The sequence below is a fragment of the Novosphingobium sp. SG754 genome, assembly GCF_013149315.1.
GTDB lineage: Bacteria > Pseudomonadota > Alphaproteobacteria > Sphingomonadales > Sphingomonadaceae > Novosphingobium > Novosphingobium capsulatum.
In genome coordinates, this window is sequence record NZ_JABGCC010000004.1 from 293,524 (window position 1) to 311,593 (window position 18,070).

The window sequence follows — 18,070 nt, forward strand, 5'->3', positions numbered from 1 at the left end:
CCCATGCCGCAAAAACACAGCCAGCGGCATGCTGTCTCGTGTTTTTTAGCAAATCGAAGCCGCCGAACGGTTGCAGTGTCCAACATCGACAACGCCCCCAGCCCTCACCCGTGCGGCTGCGGCCCCAGCGTCGGATCGAGATCGCGTGGCCGCGTCAGGTCAACCAGCCGCGCGCAACCCGCGTCCACATCCGCCCAGCGCGCCGCGTCCAGTTCCAGCACGGCGAAAGTGGCGGTAGGGAACTTGGCCTCCACCACATCGCGCAAGGGGCTTGATCCATCATCGGGCACCAGATCGAAGATCAGGTCTTCCAGGCCCGGATTGTGGCCGATCATCAGCACGCTGCCGGGATCGCCGGGCAATTCGCGCAAGAGGTCCATCAGCGTGGCCGAGCTGGCGAGGTATATGCGGCGGTCCCATTCCACCGGAAACACGCGGTTCCAGGCCTTGCTGGCCCATTCGATGGTTTCGGCCACGCGCACCGCCGGCGAGGCGATCACGCGGTCGAAGCGGCGGCCGCTGTCGCGCACATGCTCGCCCATGGCTAGCGCGCCGCGCTGGCCGCGTTCGTTGAGCGGACGGTCGAAATCGCGGGCGCGGGCATCGCTCCAGTCAGACTTGGCATGGCGGAACAGGGCGAGCGTCTTCACGGCGAACTTTCGACTTTCGATGCCAACACCGCCTCATCAACACGGCCGGCGATGGATTGTAAAGCCTGCTCCAGGCTGACCCGGCGCACTGGCGTGCCTTCGGGGAAGGCCGAGAGCAGGCGCGACGGGAAGGCCGAGGAGAGGACCACGAAATGCCCCTTATCCTCGGCCGAGCGGATCAGGCGGCCGAATGCCTGCGCCAACCGCGCGCGAATGATGCGGTCATCGTGCCCCTGCGCGCCGCCTTCCTCACGCGGCGCGGCCATGCGCCGGGCGCGGTGCAGAATCGAGGGCTTGGGCCAGGGCACCTGCTCCATCACCACCAGACGCAGCGACTGGCCCGGCACATCGACCCCGTCGCGCAGCGCGTCCGTGCCCAGCAGCGAGGCGCGCGGATCATCGCGGAAGATATCGACCAGCGTGCCGGTATCGATCGGATCGACATGCTGCGCATAGAGCGGCAGCCCCGCGCGCGCCAGGCGATCGGCAATGCGCCCATGCACCGCCCGCAAGCGGCGGATCGCGGTGAACAGGCCCAGCACGCCGCCGCCGCTCGCCTCGATCAGGCGGGCATAGGCGCCCGCCAGCGCGGCGATATCGCCCCGCGGCACGTCGGTCACGATCAGCACCTGCGCCTGGTTGGGATAGTCGAACGGGCTCTTGGCGGCGAAGAGTTCGGGCTGCACCTCCAGCCGCGCGGCACCGCTGCGGGTGATCGCCCCGCTCCAGTCGCCGCCATCGGTGAGCGTGGCCGAGGTCATCAGCACGCCATGGGCCGGCGCCAGCACGACTTCGGCAAAGGGCTTCATCGGATCGAGATGGTGGCGGTGCAGCCCCATGTCCCATTCCCGGCCATCAGAGCGATCGAGGGCCAGCCAATCGACGTAATCGGGATCGGCCGGCCCACCGAGCCGGCCGAGCAGCGCGATCCAACCCGCAAGCAGGTCAGTGCGCCACTGGATGGCACTGCGTGCGCCCTCGATCCGCGCGCGCGCCTGGCCGTCGAGCCAGTCGGGCCCTTCCTCCACGATCGCTTCCAGGCGCAGGGTCAGGCGCAGCAGCGGCTGGCGCAGGTCTTCCAGCGCTTCGAGCGCGGCGGCGGCGGCTTCCAGCATCGGGCCATCGAGTTGCGCCGCTTCGGTTTCCAGGCCATAGCCGGCCTCGGTGCCGCCGCTTTCATCGCGGGCGAGCACGGTGGCGCGCACGGCCGCCAGCAGACGCTCCACCGGGCCATCGGGCGTGCCCTCGCCAATCCGCGCCAGCCAGCCGTCACCGGGCAAGAGTTCGGCCGCCTCACGCGCCTGGGTGATCGCCGTGGCGCCACCCTCGTCATAGCTGGCGACATCGGCCAGCCGCGCCGAAAGCCCACGCCGCCGCCCGCGTGACTTGCCTTCCGGGCCGATCACCCAGCGGCGCAGCTCGATCGCCTCGGCCCCGGTCAGCGCGGCGCCAAACGTGCTGTCTGCGGCATCGAACACGTGGTGTCCTTCGTCGAACACGATGCGCGTGGGCCGCTGCGCCACATCGCGGCCGCGCGCGGCGTTGACCATGACCAGCGCGTGGTTGGCCACCACCAGCTCTGCCTCGGCACTGGCGCGCGCGGCGCGTTCGATGAAGCATTTGCGATAGTGCGGGCAGCCGGCATAGACGCATTCGCCGCGCTGGTCGGTCAGGGCGGCAATGCCGCGCTTGCGGAACAGCGTGCCCAGCCAACCGGGCAGATCGCCGCCGATCATGTCACCATCCTGGCTATAGGCCGCCCAGCGCGCCACGAGATGCGCGAGGATCGCCGGCCGCCCGGTAAAGCCGCCCTGCAAGGCGTCTTCCAGGTTGAGCAGGCACAGATAGTTTTCGCGCCCCTTGCGCACCACCACCGGCGGCGGCGCCTTGCTGCCCAGCGGCGGCATGGCAAAGGCACGCGCGCTTTCGCGGCGCAGCTGCCGTTGCAGCGCCTTGGTATAGGTGGAAACCCAGACCGTGCCGCCCGATTGCTGGGTCCACAGCGATGCCGGCGCCAGATAGCCCAGCGTCTTGCCGGTGCCGGTGCCGGCCTGGGCCAGCACCACATGCGGCTGCCGCGCCCCCCGGCGCGGCGCGAACATCTGCGCCGCCTCGCGCGCAAAAGCGCGCTGGCCTGGCCGGTCTTCCGCCCCGGCGCCGGTCAGCGTGGCGAGCCGCGTCTCCACCGCTTGCGGATCGAGCACGACTTGCGCCGGCTGTGGCCGCTCGCCCGCCTCGTCCCATTCGGGCAGGCGCGAAAACAGCCAGCGCTCGGCGCGTTCGGGCCGGGCGATCTGCCCGGTGAGCAACGTGGCCCAGGGCCAGCGCAGCTTGATCACGGATTGCAGCGCGCTCCACGCCCCTTCCCGCTCTGGCCAATCGGCCGCAGCAGTGGTGGCCAGCAAGGCCTGCGCCGCCTGCTGCAACAGCAGCGGGACATCGGCGTCTCCGGCCGGCTGCGGCAGCCCCAGCGCATTGGCCAGCCCCTTGGGCGTGGGCACCACGAATCGCGCAGGATGGACGAAGGCATAGAGCTCGAGCAGATCGAGGCCCGACAGATCGGGATAGCCCAGCCGGCTTGCCACCAGCGGCGCATTGAGCATCAGCAGCGGCGTATCGGCCGCCGCCACGATCGCCTCACCCTTGCCCACCGTGCGGGTGGAGGGGAACAGATCCACCCCGCGCAGCCAGCAGCCGCTGTGGCTGGCATGGACTGCGGGCAGATCGAGCGCCGGCGGGGCGGGATTGCCCGGGTCTGGAGCAGCAGGGACAGCCATGCCCGAACCTGTGAACGAAAATGGAACGAGGGGCAAGCATACACCCGTGCCCCACCCCCTCCACTTAAACAATCCGCGCCGGCGCCGTTTTTGCTGGCGAACCGGATGGGAACCGCCGGATCGTCACTCAACCCATAGTGGAGAATGGGAAAATGGCAGTCATCAACACCAATATCGCGGCGCTTCGTGCCGCCAACGCCTCTATCACCGCGTCGCAACAGACCGGCGTTGCGATGCAGCGCCTGTCGACCGGCAAGCGCATCAACAGCGCCAAGGACGATGCCGCGGGCCTGGCCATCACCACCACCATGACCGCGCAGATCCAGGGCATGCAGCAGGGCGTGCGCAACGCCAACGACGGCATCTCGATGGCGCAGACCGCCGATGGTGCGCTCAACGAAGTGACGGCGATGCTCCAGCGCATCCGCGAACTGGCGGTCCAGTCCAAGTCGGCCACCTACCAGGATTCCGATCGCACCGCGATGCAGTCGGAAGTGGGCAACCTCACCGCCCAGATTTCAGACGTGCTCAACAACACCCTGTTCAACGGCAACAACGTGTTCAAGGTGATGACCAGCACGCCCGCCACCGATGGCAGCGACGATCTCACGCTCGATATCCAGGCCGGCGCCAACACCACCAACGTGGTCACGCTGCGCTCCAAGGCATTCGACGGCCAGATCCTGTTCGGCTCGGGCGCATCGACCTATGATGCTACGTCCACCACCCAGGCACTGGACGTGAGCGATTCAGCCAAGGCTTCGACCACGATGGACAACATCGACTCCGCCCTGGCGCAGGTGACGGCCGTACGTGCCGAATTCGGTGCCGGCCAGAACCGCCTGCAATCGGTGGTCAACAACCTGACCGACAACGTCACCAACCTTTCCGATGCGCGCAGCCGCATTCTGGATACTGATTATTCTGCTGAAACCACCGCCATGGCCAAGGCGCAGATCCTGGCCCAGGCATCGACCGCGATGATCTCGCAGGCCAACCAGAACCAGCAGAATGTCCTGACGCTCCTGAAGTAAGTCCCCCATCCACACCCGCTTCGGGAGCCTCCACGGAAATGCGGTACAGCCCACCCCCGGGCTGTGCCGCATTTTCGCATGGAACCGCCGCATCAACCGCCCCAAATGCCTTGCCTTCGCGCGCGGCAGGCGCGAAAGGGCGGGAACCATGACCCAAACCGAACTCACCACCGCCGCCCAAGTGTCGAAGTCCTGGCCGTTCGAGGAAGCGCGCAAGCTGGTCAAGCGCTATCCCGGCGGGAAACGCGACGGCGCGGGCGAGCTGGTGCCGGTGCTGTTCGAAACCGGCTATGGTCCCTCGGGCCTGCCGCATATCGGCACCTTCCAGGAAGTGTTGCGCACCACGCTGGTGCGCCGCGCCTATGAAGTGCTGACCGGTGGCCACCCCACGCGCCTGGTCGCCTTTTCCGACGACATGGATGGGCTGCGCAAGGTGCCCGACAACGTGCCCAACAAGGACCTCCTCACCGCGCACCTGCAGGAGCCGTTGAGCCGCATCCCCGATCCGTTCGGCAAGTACGAAAGCTTTGCCCACCACAACAACGCGATGCTGCGCGAATTCCTCGATCGCTTCAGCTTCGACTATGAATTCGTCTCGGGCGCCGAACGCTACAATTCGGGCGCTTTCGACGAAGCGCTCAAGAACGTGCTGCGCCACTTTGACGCCATCATGGGCATCATGTTGCCCACCCTGCGCGAGGAACGCCGCAAGACCTATTCGCCGGTGCTGCCCATCTCGCCCAACAATGGCCAAGTGCTCCAGGTGCCGGTGGAAGTGGTTGATGCCGAAAGCGGTATGATCCGCTTTACCGACGTGACCGGCGAGGTGGTCGAGCAATCGATCCTGGGCGGCAAGTCCAAGCTGCAGTGGAAGGTCGATTGGGCGATGCGCTGGGTGGCGCTGGGCGTCGATTACGAGATGTGCGGCAAGGACCTGACCGACAGCGTGACGCAATCGGGCCGCATCGCCCAGGTGCTCGGCGGCCGCCGCCCCGAAGGCCTGATCTACGAACTGTTCCTGGACGAGAAGGGCGAAAAGATCTCGAAGTCCAAGGGCAATGGCCTGACCATCGAGCAGTGGCTCGATTACGGCAGCGAGGAATCCCTCGGCTTCTACCTGTTCCGCGAACCCAAGAGCGCCAAGTCGCTGCATGTGGGCATCATCCCGCGCGCGGTCGATGAATACTGGCAGTTCCGTGAAAAGCTGGCCAGCCAGCCGGTGGAGCAGCAACTGGGCAACCCGGTGTGGCACCTGCTGCGCACCAATGGCGAACAGGCTGGTGCGGGCGACAAGCTGCCGGTGACTTATGGCCTGCTGCTCAACCTCGTGGGCGTGCTGGGCGCCCACGCGACGCGCGAACAGGTGTGGTCATACCTTGCCAACTATGTCGACAATGCCGATCCGGCCGCCCATCCCGCGCTCGATGCGCTGGTGACGCGGGCGCTGGCCTACAACCGGGATTTCATCGCGCCCACGCTGGTGCGGCGCAAGCCCGAGGCTGGCGAGGCAGCGGCACTGGCCGCCCTCGACGAAGAACTCGCCGCGACGAGCGACGATGCCACGGCCGAGGAATTGCAGAATATCGTCTATGAAATCGGCAAGGACCCGCACTACGCCTTCGAAACCCTGCGTGACTGGTTCAAGGCGCTGTATGAGACGCTGCTGGGCTCTGCCCAGGGCCCGCGCATGGGCAGCTTCATCGCGCTGTATGGCGTAGGCAATACGCGCAAGTTGATTGCTGAGGCGCTGGCAGAGGGCTGACACGCCCTCCCCCAGCCCCTCCCGCAAGCGGGAGGGGAGATAGCTGTTTCCCCCTCCCGCTTGCGGGAGGGGGCCAGGGGGAGGGAATGTTATCCCGCCCCCAACAGCATTACGGCATCAGCACGGCATTGATCACGTGCACCACGCCGTTGGACTGCGGCACATCGGCGATCGTCACCGTGGCCTTGCCGCCCTTGGCGTCGGTCACGACGACATTGCTGCCATCGAGCATGGCGGTCAGCGGTTCGCCTTCCACCGTGGTCAGCGTGGCAGTGCCGCCGCCGGCCTTGATCTTGGCGATCAGGTCAGCCGCAGTCACCTTGCCGGCCACCACGTGGTAGGTGAGGATCTGGGTTAGCTGCGCCTTGTTTTCAGGCTTGAGCAGCGTGTCCACGGTGCCTGCCGGCAGCGCGGCAAAGGCTTCGTTGGTCGGCGCGAACACGGTGAACGGACCCTTGCCGTTCAGCGTGTCGACCAGGCCGGCGGCCTTGACGGCGGCGACCAGCGTGGTGTGATCGGACGACTTCGACGCATTTTCAACGATCGTCTTGGTGCCAACCATCGCGGCGCCACCTACCATCTTCGACGCGGCGGCCTGGGCGGCGGGGGTGAGCGCGAGCGCCAGGCCGGCAGCGGCCAGCGACGCATAGAACTTGCCTTTCAGCATGGGAAACTCTCCACTCGGCATCATTGCCGCCGTTCGAACCAGATCAAACAGGCAGAGTTCCAGCGCATGCCCCTGCCCACAAGGGCAACGCGGCGCAAACAAATGAAACGAAGCAGATTTTTAGGGAAAGGCCGCCTTTCCCTTTCGGGCGACGCACGGCAGGTGGCGCGGCATCCGCTGTGCCCGGCCGGGTCAGTCGTCGTCCAGCGCCGCCGCCAGACCGCTGCGGATCTGTTCCAGATGCACGCGCAGCCGCGCCACCGCGGCAACCAGTTCGGTTTCCAGGGCGGGGCTGGCCGTGCCCATGGGCGCGGTTTCCCGATCCGCTGCCAGCGTTGCAGAGACCGGGCCTTGGTCGGGCTTGTCCGACGCCACAGGCGCGCTCACGCGCAGGCCACCGTCCAGTGCCTGTCGCGCGCCGCGAATGGTATAGCCTTCGTGATTGAGCAGGCGGTCGATAGTGGCCACCAGCGCGACATCGTCCGCGCGGTAATAGCGCCGGTTACCAGCGCGCGTCAGCGGGCGCAGCATCGGAAACTGCTCTTCCCAATAGCGCAGGACATGCGGCTTCACGCCCAGGAGCCGGGCCACCTCTCCGATCGTGCGCAAGGCATCGGGCGCCTTGCCATCATCAATCACACTTTCGGGAGAAACGAGATGGCCCTTATCCGTCATGTATCCATTCTATCAGGAACCGTCGCTGATGCGATCCTTCAGCATCTGGCTGGCGCGGAAGGTGAGCACGCGCCGTGGCGTGATCGGCACTTCCACCCCGGTCTTGGGGTTACGCCCGATGCGTTCGGCCTTGTCCCGCAACAGGAACGTACCGAAACCGGAAATCTTAACATTCTCGCCTTCGGACAGTGCACCACTCATGTGCTGCAATATGGCCTCGACCATTTCGAGCGAATCCGCCCGTGAAAGACCGACCCGACGATTGATGCTCTCGGCCAGATCGGCCCGTGTCAGCGTACCAACAGAACGCATGGTTGTTTTACCCCCCGGTAAAAAAATCCCTTCCCGTCCCATACAATAGCGCGTTTTGCAGGACAGGCAATGCACTCCATTCCGTCAAAGCCCTGATGGATTTTCTGCGCAGCAAAAATCCAGCGATGATCGGACTGTTTCAGATCGTTTCAGGCATCCCCATGCTCCAAAACGGTCGTGAAATCACTTGGCACCACAGTGGCGCGAATCACATGCGGGCGATGCACGCCCCCCAGGTAAACCCGCCGCCCATCGCTTCGAACACCACCAGGTGCCCCTTGGTGATGCGCCCGTCGCGCATCGCCGTGTCAAACGCCAGCGGCACCGAGGCGGCGCTGGTATTGGCGTGCTGGTCCACCGTCACCACCACCTTTTCCGCCGGCAGGCCGAGCTTGCGCGCGGTGGCATCGAGGATGCGGTAATTGGCCTGATGCGGCACCACCCAATCGATATCGGCAGAAACATGGCCGGTGTCGGCCAGCACTTCCTGCAGTACCGAGGCGAGATTGGTGACGGCGTGGCGGAACACCTCGCGCCCCTTCATCCGCAGCTTGCCCACCGTGCCCGTGGTAGAGGCACCACCATCGACATAGAGCAGCTGGTTATGCGCGCCATCGGCATGGAGGCGGGTGGCCAGAACGCCCGGCGCCGCCGCGTCAGCCGGATCGACTTCGCGGGCTTCAAGCACCATCGCCCCCGCGCCATCGCCAAACAACACGCAGGTGGTGCGGTCTTCCCAATCGAGAATGCGGCTGAAGGTTTCCGCGCCGATCACCAGGGCGCGGCGCGCCATGCCGGTGCGCAGCATGGCATCGGCCGTGCCCATCGCATAGAGAAAGCCCGAGCAGACCGCCGCCACGTCAAATGCCATGCCGCCATTGCAGCCCAGCGCCTGCTGCACGATCGTGGCCGTGGCGGGAAAGGTCTGATCCGGCGTTGCCGTGGCCAGCACGATCAGGTCGATGCTGGCAGGTTCGATCCCCGCAGCCTCGATCGCGCGGCGGGCGGCGAGGATGGCGAGCGAGGACGTGGTTTCGCCCTCCCCCGCGATATAGCGATTGCGAATGCCCGTGCGCTCCACGATCCATTCGTCGGTGGTATCCACCATCTGCGCCATTTCAGCGTTCGAAACGGCACGTTGCGGCAGAGCAGAACCGCTGCCGGTAATAACCGAGCGCAGAGTCACAGCGCGGTTTCACCTTCCGTGTTGGCCGCGCGGCGTCGGGCCGGCTGGCGAATCGTATCGGGATCGACCGCAGCCACATCGGCCGCGATGCGCTCGATCAGGTTTTCCTCCAGGAGGCGCGCGGTCACGGCGACGGCATTGGCCACCCCCATGGCCGATGCGCTGCCATGGCTTTTCACCACCACGCCATTGAGGCCGAGGAACACCGCCCCATTGTGGTTATTGGGATCGAGATGATGCTTGAGCGTTTCGGTCGCCGGTCGCGAGATCAGGAAGCCCAGCTTGGACCGCAGCGACGAGGCGAAGCTGCGACGCAGCAGATCGCCCACAAAGCGGGCGGCGCCTTCCATCGCTTTCAACGCGATGTTGCCGGAAAAACCATCGGTCACCACGACATCGAAATCGCCGCGCGAGACCTTGTCCGCCTCGGCAAAGCCATCGAACGTCAGCGCGAGCGAGGCAGCGGCCTGCTTGAGCAGGGCGGCGGCATCGCGCAGGTTTTCGGTGCCCTTGGTTTCTTCGGTGCCGATGTTAAGCAGGCGCACGCGCGGGCTGTCGAGCCCGTGGACGATGCGCGCATAGGCTGCGCCCATGATGGCGAACTGGAACAGATTGCGGGCATCGCAATCGGTGTTCGCGCCCAGGTCGAGCATGATGACATCGTGCGTGCCCAGCGTGGGCAGGAGGGCAGCCAGTGCCGGGCGATCAATGCCAGGCATGGTACGCAGCGCCAGCTTGGCCATGGCCATGAGCGCGCCGGTATTGCCGCTGCTCACCGCAGCGCCAGCCTCGCCACGCTTCACCGCATCGATGGCCAATCCCATCGACGTGGTGCGTGCGCGGCGCAGGGCTTGGGTGGGCCGTTCATCGCCGGCCACCGCTTCGGGCGCGTGGAGGATTTCCGACGCGCTGCGAAGGTTGGGATGATGGTCAAGGGCTTGAGCGATCTTCGCCTCGTCCCCGACCAGCAGGAACTTGAAGCGATCGTGACGCCGACGCGCAAGCGCGGCGCCTTCGATCATCACGCGCACGCCTTCGTCGCCGCCCATCGCATCGACGGCGATTCTGGGCAGGCTCATGATCCGATCATCCCTCCGTCAGATCGGCTCAGGCGCCGACGGCGATGATTTCGCGACCGTTGTAGTGACCGCAAGCGTTGCACAGCATGTGCGGGCGCTTGAGTTCACCGCAGTTCGAGCATTCGTGGAATGCTTCTGCCTTCAGCGCATCGTGGCTGCGGCGCATGCCCCGGCGGGACGGGGAGGTCTTTCTTTTTGGGACGGCCATTTCGGCACCTGTTCCTGAAAATTACAACGATTGCGGGCGCGATAGGGAAAACCGTGCCACCGCACAACCCCGCATCTCACGACGAAGGGTTCATACGGCTTCCGTTCTGGATTAGAGCGGGTGGACCGGCATCGCCTATCACGGGCGAAGGCCGCGCCTATACGGATTTTCTGGTGCTTTGCAAGCATGGCCTCGTCGCAAAGGCGGCATTTGGCCCATGCACCGGCGCAGAAAACCTGGGCAGAACATGCGAGAGGGGAAAATACGCGATGCCGATCATCCTGCCCATCACCCTGGTTTCCGCCGGGGCGGCGGCGATTCTCAATTTCTGGCTGATGGTGCGCATCGGCATGGTGCGGCGCGAAGCCAAGATCGCGCTGGGCGATGGCGGCCATCCGCCGCTGGTCGCGCGCATGCGCGCCCAGGCCAACTTCATCGAAAGCGCCCCGATCGTGCTGGTCCTATCGGGCCTGGTGGAACTGGCGCGGCCGGGCAGCCCGTGGCTGCTCGGCGTCATGGGCATCTATATGCTGGGCCGCGTTGCCCATGGCGTGGGCATGGATGGCAAGCAGCCTTCGCGCCTGCGCATGATCGGCGCGCTGACCACGATTCTCGCGCTGCTTGGCCTGGCCGTCTGGGCGATTTCCATCGCGGCCGACGCCTGAGAAAACACGCGGGCCTGATTCGCTACGAATCAGGCCCGCTTCGTTCAGGCGAGCGCAGCATCCCCCACCCAGGGATTGGTCGCGCGTTCATGGCCAAACGTGCTGCGCGGGCCGTGCCCTGGATTGAACATCACGTCTTCGCCCAGCGGCCACAGGCGCCCGGTGATCGAGGCGACCAGATCGTCAAAGTTGCCGAGCGGGAAATCCCAGCGGCCAATGCCGCCCTGGAACAGCACATCGCCCACCACGGCAAAGCGCGAGGGCTGGTGGAAAAACACCACGTGGCCAGGCGTGTGCCCCGGGCAATGCAGCACATCGAGCGTCAGATTGCCCACCGTGACCGTATCGCCCTGGTCGAGCCAGCGCGTCGGCGTGAAGATTTCCGCCGGCACGCCCCAGCGGCCGCTATCCTCGGCCAGCTTGGCAATCCAGAACAGGTCCGCCTCGTGCGGCCCTTCGATCGGCACGCCGAGGTCACGCGCCAGCTGCGCCGCGCCGCCGCAGTGATCGAGGTGGCCATGGGTGATCAGCAGCTTCTCCACCGTCACGCCGGCCTTGGCCACCAGGGCCTTGATCCGGTCGAGATCCCCCCCCGGATCGATCACCGCCGCCTTCATCGTGGCCGTGCACCACAGCAGCGTGCAGTTCTGCTGCAACGGCGTAACAGGCAGGATCGCCACTTGCATGGGCGGCAGGGTGCTGGATGGGGTCTGACTCATGCCGTTCAAATGCCCCGTGCACCCGTGCGTTTCAAGCCACCGTGCGCCAATCGGACGGTTGCATCGCCTGGCCAGTCGTGATCGATTGCCGCGCCAGCTTGCCAGCCCACGAATCCGAGGAGCCTGCCGATGCGGTTTCCCTTTGCGGCTATATGCCGATGCCTTGCCAGCCTGGCACTTGGCTGTTGCTCCATTCCCGCAGCCCAGGCCAACGACACGGTGAAAACCTGGGATATGCGCGCTGCCGGCGCGACTATCTTTCATCTCACGATCGAGAAGACCGGGCATGGCTGGCGTGGCATCTGGATTCGCCCAAGACACCTTGCGACGGATGGCCACGGCTTTTCTGAACTGACTGGTCCTATCGAAGCACGGGTGAGCACGCAGGCCCGTGTTGTAGGCAAGGCACTGGAATTGACGTTCAATGATCCCGAACCCGACAGCACACCCGATGTGCTGCGCCTGGTCGTCATCGACCCACGCCATGCTCAGCTTGCCTATGCCCTTGCGCCCGCCAAGACCTGGCCACCCTTCCCCTTGGTGCCGGGCAATCGCCGTGCCAGGCTGGGGCCATGGGACGAGGGGCGCTCCTACGAAGTGCAGAACCACTTCCCGACGAATGCGGAAATGCAGGCAATATTCGATGCCGACCAGCGCGACAGGCAAAACGCCACAATCGACTGGGACCGTGTCAGTGCCGCCGACCAGCAGCGCCGCCAACGGACACAGCAGTTGCTCGATACCGGGGCACTGGCCAGCGGCACCGACTTTTTCAACGCCGCGTTCGTGTTCCAGCACGGTGACCTGGCGGACGATTTCCTCAAGGCCCATATCTTGGCCACGGTTGCGATCGCCCGTGGCAGGCCCGATGCACTATGGATTTCCAGCGCCACGCTGGATCGCTACCTGCTCACGATCAACCAGCCACAGGTGATGGGCACGCAGTTCATGACCAGCAAGGGCAAAACCTCGCAGGAACCGTTCAACCGCGACACGATCCCCGATGCGCTTCGCACCATTTTACGGGTGCCAGTGCTGGCCGATGAGGAAGCGCAATTGCAAGCCTATAACCAGACGTCGGCTGCTGCGGCGAGCAAGCCCTGAGGCCATAGCCTGCACGGCCCGCCCGGATATTCAGATCTTGCCGCCCTTCCACACCACGCGGCCGACCACGTCGACATCGGCCATAGGGCGTTCCATGCGGGGATAGGCGGGGTTGTCGCTGATCACGCGGATCATGCCCGCCGCGCCTGCTTCCAATCGCTTGACCAGCAGCACATCGTCCACGCGGATCACGTGGATGCCGGCGCGCAGGGGGCGCGGGGTGCGGTCGACCAGGATTTCGTCGCTGTCGCGCAGCGTCGGCTCCATCGAGTCGCCTTCCACCTCGATCACGCTGAGCATGGCCGGATCGAGGCCCTGCGCCTTGAGCCAGCGGCTGGAAAAGCGCAGCCGGCCGACCGGCACTTCATCGGCCGTCAGCGCCCCTGGCCCGGCCGAAGCGCCCAGCGCCAGGCGGGGAATATCGGCCCATTCGGCCTGGGTTCGCGGCGTGGAAAGACCGACGCCATCCTGGCGCAGCGCCACAGGCACATGCACCGCCGGATCGGGCGCGCCCAGTTCCGCCTCGTCCACACCAAAGAACCGCGCCAGGGTGCCGCGATCGATCTCTTCCAGCTTGCGCGGCGAGCCCTTGCGCACGAATTGCTGGAGATAGCTGGCATTGCGCCCGATCAGCCCAGACAGCGCCGAGAGCGAAACCCCGCGCGCGGCAGCCAGTTCGACCAGCCGCGCCCGCGCCGGATCGAGCGGCTCCCCACCGCCTTTGCCTATTGCGACAGCCCTTTCGACAGATTCCAGAGACTTCGCCATGGTGCGTCCAAACTCGAAGGATTTTTCCTAGACACTAGGTCTATCCCGCAGTTTATAGGATTTTTATCGGGATTTGTCCACAGGACTGCACCGGAATCCGAGGAAATTTCATGCCACGATTCAAACCATGTCCTTAACCATCCAGACCAGCCGGCATGGCCGCCACAGTGGCAAAAGCGCCAAAGAACATTTCATGAACATATTGGGTTTTCAACACAAAGGATTGCTTCCCATGCTGCGCAATCACGATGCTTTCGGCCCCGGCAATGCCCCTCGCCCGCGCCGAGTCGCACCCGGCCTGGCGCCCCGCGTGGTGCGCAGCGTGCTGGCGCTGGCCGGGCGCAGCGCGCAACTGATCGACCACCGCGAACGGCCCTGGGCCAGCGTCACGTTCTCGGGCGCGCGCCATACCGTGATCCTGCGCTACACCGGCTGGGAAGCGTGCGATGACGGCGAGGCGCTGATCGCTGCCCTGCCCGATCACGAATTCACCGTGCCCGGCGCCGTGGTGGCCGATGTTACCGTGGTGCGCACCGACGAGGCCGTGCTGCCGCAGCGCACGCTGGAGGTGGAGCTGGAACTGCTGCTGCTCGATCAGGGGTGATTGGTGTGGCGCGCGCGGGCTTCGACAGGCTCAGCCCGAACGGGGTGGAAACACGGGATTTTCTCCCCTCCTCTTCAGAGGAGGGGTTGGGGGTGGTGCGAAGCCTTGCGCTGGGCATCCACCACCCCCCAACCCCCTCCTCTAAAGAGGATGGGGAGAAAAATCAGCCCAGGCGCCAGTCCCAGCCGAGTGGGTCGCCGTCCATCGCGTCCACGCCTTGGGCGGCGAGTTCGTCGCGCAGCGTGTCGCTGCGGGCAAAGTCCTTGGCGGCGCGGGCTTCCTGGCGGGCGGCGATGCGCTGGGCGATCTCGTCCTCGGTGATCGTGGCCGCCTTGGGGCGCAGGCGCAGGGCGGTGCGATCGAGCGTGAGCAGGTTGAGGCCCAGCACCGCGTCAAACGCGGTGATCGCCGCCAGCTTGAGCGCCGGATCGATCTTCTTGAGCGCCACCGCCTCGTCGAGCACGGTCAGCGCCACGGCGGTATTGAGATCCTCGCTGATCGCGGCGTCGAAGCGCTCCACCAGCGGCGCCAGCTTGGCATGGCTGCGCCAGGCGCTGGTATCGACGCCTTCTTCCGCACGCTCTTTGAGTTGAGCCACGGCCATGACCATGCGCTTCAACCGGGTGAGCGCCGCGCCCAGCCCTTCCCAGGAAAACTCCAGCTCGCTGCGATAATGTGCCGACAGGCACATCAGGCGATAGGCGAGCGGGTGATAGCCCCGGTCGATCAAGAGTTGCAGGCGCAGGAACTCGCCCGAAGACTTGCTCATCTTGCCAGAGCGTTCGACCAGGAAATTGTTGTGCATCCACATGCGCGCGCCGGAATTGGCCGGGTCAGCCAGGCTGCCGGCGCAGCAGAACGCCTGGTTTTGCGCGATTTCGTTGGGGTGGTGGATCTCGCGGTGGTCGATCCCGCCGGTGTGGATGTCGAACGGAAAACCCAGCAGCTTGCCCGACATGACCGAGCATTCCAGGTGCCAGCCGGGCGCACCGCGGCCCCACGGGCTGTCCCACTCCATCTGGCGCGTCTCGCCCGGCGGTGTCTTGCGCCAGATCGCGAAATCGGCCTGGTGGCGCTTGCCTTCCACCTGCTCGATCCGCCCCTCGCCCTCGTCGGTCGCGGCGCGGGCAAGCTTGCCATAGTCGGCCACGGTGGAGACATCGAAATAGAGCCCGCCGGGCAGTTCGTAGCAGTGCTTGTCGGCAATGCTCTGGGCGAACTCGATCATCGCCGGCACATAATCGGTGGCGATCGACCAGTGCGCCGGCTGGCGAATGCCCAGCGCGTCGATATCCGCCCAATAGGCCTGGGTATAGTGGCGCGCGATATCCCAGATCGATTGCGCATTGGCGCGCGCGGCCTTTTCCAGCTTGTCCTCGCCGGCGTCGGCATCGTCGGTCAGGTGGCCCACATCGGTGATGTTGATGACGTGGGTGAGCGCATAGCCCTTCCACGACAACGTGCGGCCCAGCACATCGGCAAAGACATAGGCGCGCATGTTGCCGATGTGGGGATAGTTATAGACCGTCGGCCCGCAGGAATAGACCCGCGCTTCGCCAGGATGGACCGGCACGAACGGTTCGAGCGCGCGGGTAAGGCTGTTGAACAGCACGAGCGGGGCGGATTGATCGGTCATGCCGCGCGCTTTGCCTTGGTTCGCGCCTCAACGTCAATCCAGCTTCATCACCCTGCAGGCACCGGGTCTTTCCACTCTACATCGCGATCAGCGTTGAGCCATGCAGCTGCGCTAGAGCGGTTTGGCTCTTCAACAAGCGATAGCGTCGAGAATTCCATATCTTTAGGCAAAACAAACCACGTAGGATACCCGTGCGACGCAGGGCTTCCCAACGCATGATCCGCGTCTCCATTCCAACGAATCAATAAAGCGCGATTATTATCCCACATCCCCAAAGCGAGAGACCAATCCTGAGTCCATTTTATAATTTTAAAAAGAGAATTTAGGCGTGATTTTGGGGAGACAACTTTTCTGGGATCAATGCTCATCCAAAACCCTCCGCAAAGCTTTCAATCCACCTCGAACAGGTCGGCCAGTTGTTCCACGATCGTACCGCCGAGTTGCTCCACGTCCATGATCGTCACGGCGCGGCGGTAATAGCGGGTCACGTCGTGGCCGATGCCGATGGCGACCAGTTGCACCGGGCTCTGCTTTTCGATCCAGTCGATCACGCGGCGCAGGTGCTGTTCCAGGTAACCGGCGTGGTTGACCGAGAGCGTGCTGTCATCCACCGGCGCGCCATCGGAAATCACCATCAGGATGCGGCGATCCTCTTGCCGGGCGAGCATGCGGGTGTGCGCCCAGAGCAGCGCCTCGCCGTCGATGTTTTCCTTGAGCAGGCCTTCGCGCATCATCAGGCCCAGGTTCTTGCGCGCGCGGCGCCAGGGCTCGTCAGCTTTCTTGTAAACAATGTGGCGCAAGTCGTTGAGACGGCCGGGATGCGCCGGCTTGCCACCGGCCAGCCACGCCTCGCGCGATTGGCCGCCCTTCCACGCGCGGGTGGTAAAGCCCAGCACTTCGGTCTTGACCCCACAGCGTTCCAGCGTGCGCGCCAGGATATCGGCGCTGATCGCCGCGATCGAGATCGGCCGCCCGCGCATCGAGCCGGAATTGTCGATCAGCAAGGTCACGACGGTGTCCTTGAACTCGACTTCGCGCTCGATCTTGTACGACAGCGAATGGCCCGGCGCGATCACCACGCGGGCCAGCCGCGCGGCATCGAGCAGGCCTTCCTCCTGGTCGAAATCCCAGCTGCGGTTCTGCGCGGCCATCAGGCGGCGCTGCAGGCGGTTGGCCAGCCGCGTCACCACGCTTTGCAGCCCCTTCATCTGGTTGTCGAGGTAGGCGCGCAAACGCGTCAGCTCTTCCTCGTCGCACAGGTCGGTAGCGGCGATCACCTCGTCGAAACGGGTGGTATAGGTCTTGTAGTCAAAATCCTCGGGCAGGTCGGTCCACGGACGGTTGGGCCGGGTGGGCAGCATGCCCTCCTCGCCCTCGTCGGCCATGTCGGCGTCGGCGGCATCATCGGGGCGATCGGCCTCTTCCTGCTGATCGCCATCGCCCTCCCCGTCCGAGGTATCGCCGGCCTGCTCGACCGGTTGCTGGTCATCCGCGCTGGACTCGGACTCTTCGGGCTTTTCGGTGCCGTCGTCCTGTTCGTCCTCGCTGTCCTCGTCCTCGTTCTCGTTCTGCTCAGGCGCAACGGCCTGGGTCAGATCGAGATGGCCGAGCATCGAGAGCGCCAGCTTCTGGAATGCCTTCTGGTCTTCCAGGCTGCCGGCAAGGTTTGCCATGTCGTCGCCGGCCTTGGCCTCGATCCAGCTGCGCACCATGTCGGTGCCGAGCTTGGCCAGCGCCGGGATCGGCGCACCGGTGAGCTTTTCGCGCAGCAGCAGCGAAAGGGCGGTGGGCAGCGGCACTTCTTCGGGCTTGGTCGCGCGGCTGATCGGATCGGCGCTGACCCGCTGCGCGGTCACGGCATCGAGATTGCCGCGCATGCCCTGATATCCGTCAGAGCCGAGCACTTCGTAGCGCACCCGCTCCACCGCGTCATAACAGGCGCGGGCGAGCATTTCCGCCGGCGCGCCGGCATTGTGCAGCGCATCGTTGTGATAGCGCAGGCGCAGCGCCATGGAATCGGCGGCGCCACGCGCCTGGGCCACCTGCTCTGCCGGCAAGGCGCGGCCGGGCATGGGCACGCGCATCAGCTTGCCGGTCTGGCTGGCCTGGTCCGATGTCCATGCCACTTCCACTTCGGGCTGTTCCGCCAAGGCGCGGGACGTGCCGGTGAGAACGGAGCGGAAGGTATCGAGCGGGGATTCGGCAGCCAAGAATCAATCCAGTT

The 18,070-nt window shown here is 65.3% G+C and carries 18 protein-coding genes; 5 read left to right on the forward strand and 13 right to left on the reverse strand.

Annotation, left to right across the window (positions count from 1 at the left end; all coding sequences use genetic code 11):
• Positions 1-104: 104 nt before the first annotated feature.
• Together FHW97_RS12015 and FHW97_RS12020 are read right to left on the reverse strand one after the other, a co-directional pair.
• Positions 105-650, reverse strand: a complete 546-nt coding sequence (locus FHW97_RS12015; protein ID WP_171799084.1) for a histidine phosphatase family protein — start codon at positions 648-650, stop codon at positions 105-107.
• A complete protein-coding gene (locus tag FHW97_RS12020; RefSeq protein ID WP_171799085.1) occupies positions 647-3,427 on the reverse strand; it encodes an ATP-dependent DNA helicase in 2,781 nt (926 codons plus the stop codon). The genes FHW97_RS12015 and FHW97_RS12020 overlap by 4 nt, the downstream gene beginning before the upstream one ends.
• Before the next feature lie 152 nt (positions 3,428-3,579).
• Between FHW97_RS12020 and FHW97_RS12025 the strand changes: the two genes are divergently transcribed.
• Positions 3,580-4,461 (forward strand): flagellin, encoded by an 882-nt coding sequence (locus FHW97_RS12025; RefSeq protein ID WP_054131988.1) that lies wholly within the window; start codon positions 3,580-3,582, stop codon positions 4,459-4,461.
• A gap of 148 nt (positions 4,462-4,609) precedes the next feature.
• On the forward strand, positions 4,610-6,223 hold the full coding sequence (locus FHW97_RS12030; protein WP_171799086.1) for a lysine--tRNA ligase: 1,614 nt from the start codon (positions 4,610-4,612) through the stop codon (positions 6,221-6,223).
• A 109-nt stretch (positions 6,224-6,332) separates the two neighbouring features.
• Here the strand turns inward: FHW97_RS12030 and FHW97_RS12035 are convergent, their stop codons facing one another.
• From FHW97_RS12035 to rpmF, 6 genes are all read right to left on the reverse strand, one after another.
• The gene (locus FHW97_RS12035) at positions 6,333-6,890 is read right to left on the reverse strand and encodes a fasciclin domain-containing protein (RefSeq protein WP_171799087.1); all 558 of its coding nucleotides are present in this window, start codon (positions 6,888-6,890) and stop codon (positions 6,333-6,335) included.
• Positions 6,891-7,082: 192 nt separating this feature from the next.
• On the reverse strand, positions 7,083-7,565 hold the full coding sequence (locus tag FHW97_RS12040; protein WP_171792537.1) for a MerR family transcriptional regulator: 483 nt from the start codon (positions 7,563-7,565) through the stop codon (positions 7,083-7,085).
• Between the two features lie 12 nt (positions 7,566-7,577).
• Positions 7,578-7,877 carry an integration host factor subunit alpha gene (locus FHW97_RS12045; RefSeq protein ID WP_022676834.1) on the reverse strand — a complete coding sequence of 100 codons (300 nt, stop codon included), beginning with the start codon at positions 7,875-7,877 and terminating at the stop codon, positions 7,578-7,580.
• 208 nt (positions 7,878-8,085) lie between these two features.
• On the reverse strand, positions 8,086-9,063 hold the full coding sequence (locus tag FHW97_RS12050) for a beta-ketoacyl-ACP synthase III (RefSeq protein ID WP_370525391.1): 978 nt from the start codon (positions 9,061-9,063) through the stop codon (positions 8,086-8,088).
• On the reverse strand, positions 9,060-10,142 hold the full coding sequence (plsX, locus tag FHW97_RS12055; RefSeq protein WP_054131985.1) for a phosphate acyltransferase PlsX: 1,083 nt from the start codon (positions 10,140-10,142) through the stop codon (positions 9,060-9,062). The genes FHW97_RS12050 and plsX overlap by 4 nt, the downstream gene beginning before the upstream one ends.
• Positions 10,143-10,170: 28 nt before the next feature.
• The gene (gene rpmF, locus FHW97_RS12060) at positions 10,171-10,350 is read right to left on the reverse strand and encodes a 50S ribosomal protein L32 (RefSeq protein WP_022676831.1); all 180 of its coding nucleotides are present in this window, start codon (positions 10,348-10,350) and stop codon (positions 10,171-10,173) included.
• Between the two features lie 269 nt (positions 10,351-10,619).
• On the opposite strand from rpmF, the gene FHW97_RS12065 reads away from it, so the two are divergent.
• Complete coding sequence (locus tag FHW97_RS12065) at positions 10,620-11,015, forward strand: MAPEG family protein (protein ID WP_054131984.1); 396 nt, start codon at positions 10,620-10,622, stop codon at positions 11,013-11,015.
• A 44-nt stretch (positions 11,016-11,059) separates the two neighbouring features.
• Here FHW97_RS12065 and FHW97_RS12070 read toward each other — a convergent pair whose 3' ends face one another.
• Entirely contained in the window at positions 11,060-11,734 is a 675-nt protein-coding gene (locus tag FHW97_RS12070; RefSeq protein WP_305082209.1) for an MBL fold metallo-hydrolase, read from the reverse strand.
• 375 nt (positions 11,735-12,109) lie between these two features.
• Between FHW97_RS12070 and FHW97_RS12075 the strand changes: the two genes are divergently transcribed.
• Positions 12,110-12,838: a hypothetical protein gene (locus FHW97_RS12075; RefSeq protein WP_171799088.1), complete on the forward strand. Its 729-nt coding sequence runs from the start codon at positions 12,110-12,112 to the stop codon at positions 12,836-12,838.
• 30 nt (positions 12,839-12,868) lie between these two features.
• On the opposite strand, the gene FHW97_RS12080 is transcribed toward FHW97_RS12075, so the two are convergent.
• The gene (locus tag FHW97_RS12080) at positions 12,869-13,606 is read right to left on the reverse strand and encodes a S24 family peptidase (protein ID WP_171799089.1); all 738 of its coding nucleotides are present in this window, start codon (positions 13,604-13,606) and stop codon (positions 12,869-12,871) included.
• Between the two features lie 232 nt (positions 13,607-13,838).
• Between FHW97_RS12080 and FHW97_RS12085 the strand changes: the two genes are divergently transcribed.
• A complete protein-coding gene (locus FHW97_RS12085) occupies positions 13,839-14,210 on the forward strand; it encodes a hypothetical protein (protein ID WP_253941754.1) in 372 nt (123 codons plus the stop codon).
• Between the two features lie 163 nt (positions 14,211-14,373).
• Here the strand turns inward: FHW97_RS12085 and cysS are convergent, their stop codons facing one another.
• From cysS to cobT, 3 genes are read right to left on the reverse strand one after another with little or no spacing between them, the layout of a single operon-like run.
• Complete coding sequence (gene cysS, locus FHW97_RS12090; protein ID WP_171799090.1) at positions 14,374-15,846, reverse strand: cysteine--tRNA ligase; 1,473 nt, start codon at positions 15,844-15,846, stop codon at positions 14,374-14,376.
• Between the two features lie 47 nt (positions 15,847-15,893).
• Positions 15,894-16,214 (reverse strand): hypothetical protein, encoded by a 321-nt coding sequence (locus FHW97_RS12095; protein ID WP_171799091.1) that lies wholly within the window; start codon positions 16,212-16,214, stop codon positions 15,894-15,896.
• A 21-nt stretch (positions 16,215-16,235) separates the two neighbouring features.
• A complete protein-coding gene (gene cobT, locus FHW97_RS12100) occupies positions 16,236-18,056 on the reverse strand; it encodes a cobaltochelatase subunit CobT (protein WP_171799092.1) in 1,821 nt (606 codons plus the stop codon).
• Positions 18,057-18,070: the final 14 nt, after the last annotated feature.

Bases quoted from the DNA above. Each gene is read 5' to 3' on its own strand.
- plsX (WP_054131985.1), bottom strand. From the start codon at position 10,142: ATGAGCCTGCCCAGAATCGCCGTCGATGCGATGGGCGGCGACGAAGGC.
- FHW97_RS12040 (WP_171792537.1), bottom strand. From the start codon at position 7,565: ATGACGGATAAGGGCCATCTCGTTTCTCCCGAAAGTGTGATTGATGAT.
- FHW97_RS12070 (WP_305082209.1), bottom strand. From the start codon at position 11,734: ATGAGTCAGACCCCATCCAGCACCCTGCCGCCCATGCAAGTGGCGATC.
- FHW97_RS12095 (WP_171799091.1), bottom strand. From the start codon at position 16,214: ATGAGCATTGATCCCAGAAAAGTTGTCTCCCCAAAATCACGCCTAAAT.
- FHW97_RS12035 (WP_171799087.1), bottom strand. From the start codon at position 6,890: ATGCTGAAAGGCAAGTTCTATGCGTCGCTGGCCGCTGCCGGCCTGGCG.
- rpmF (WP_022676831.1), bottom strand. From the start codon at position 10,350: ATGGCCGTCCCAAAAAGAAAGACCTCCCCGTCCCGCCGGGGCATGCGC.
- FHW97_RS12025 (WP_054131988.1), top strand. From the start codon at position 3,580: ATGGCAGTCATCAACACCAATATCGCGGCGCTTCGTGCCGCCAACGCC.
- FHW97_RS12065 (WP_054131984.1), top strand. From the start codon at position 10,620: ATGCCGATCATCCTGCCCATCACCCTGGTTTCCGCCGGGGCGGCGGCG.
- FHW97_RS12020 (WP_171799085.1), bottom strand. From the start codon at position 3,427: ATGGCTGTCCCTGCTGCTCCAGACCCGGGCAATCCCGCCCCGCCGGCG.
- FHW97_RS12085 (WP_253941754.1), top strand. From the start codon at position 13,839: ATGCTGCGCAATCACGATGCTTTCGGCCCCGGCAATGCCCCTCGCCCG.
- FHW97_RS12080 (WP_171799089.1), bottom strand. From the start codon at position 13,606: ATGGCGAAGTCTCTGGAATCTGTCGAAAGGGCTGTCGCAATAGGCAAA.
- FHW97_RS12030 (WP_171799086.1), top strand. From the start codon at position 4,610: ATGACCCAAACCGAACTCACCACCGCCGCCCAAGTGTCGAAGTCCTGG.
- cysS (WP_171799090.1), bottom strand. From the start codon at position 15,846: ATGACCGATCAATCCGCCCCGCTCGTGCTGTTCAACAGCCTTACCCGC.
- FHW97_RS12045 (WP_022676834.1), bottom strand. From the start codon at position 7,877: ATGCGTTCTGTTGGTACGCTGACACGGGCCGATCTGGCCGAGAGCATC.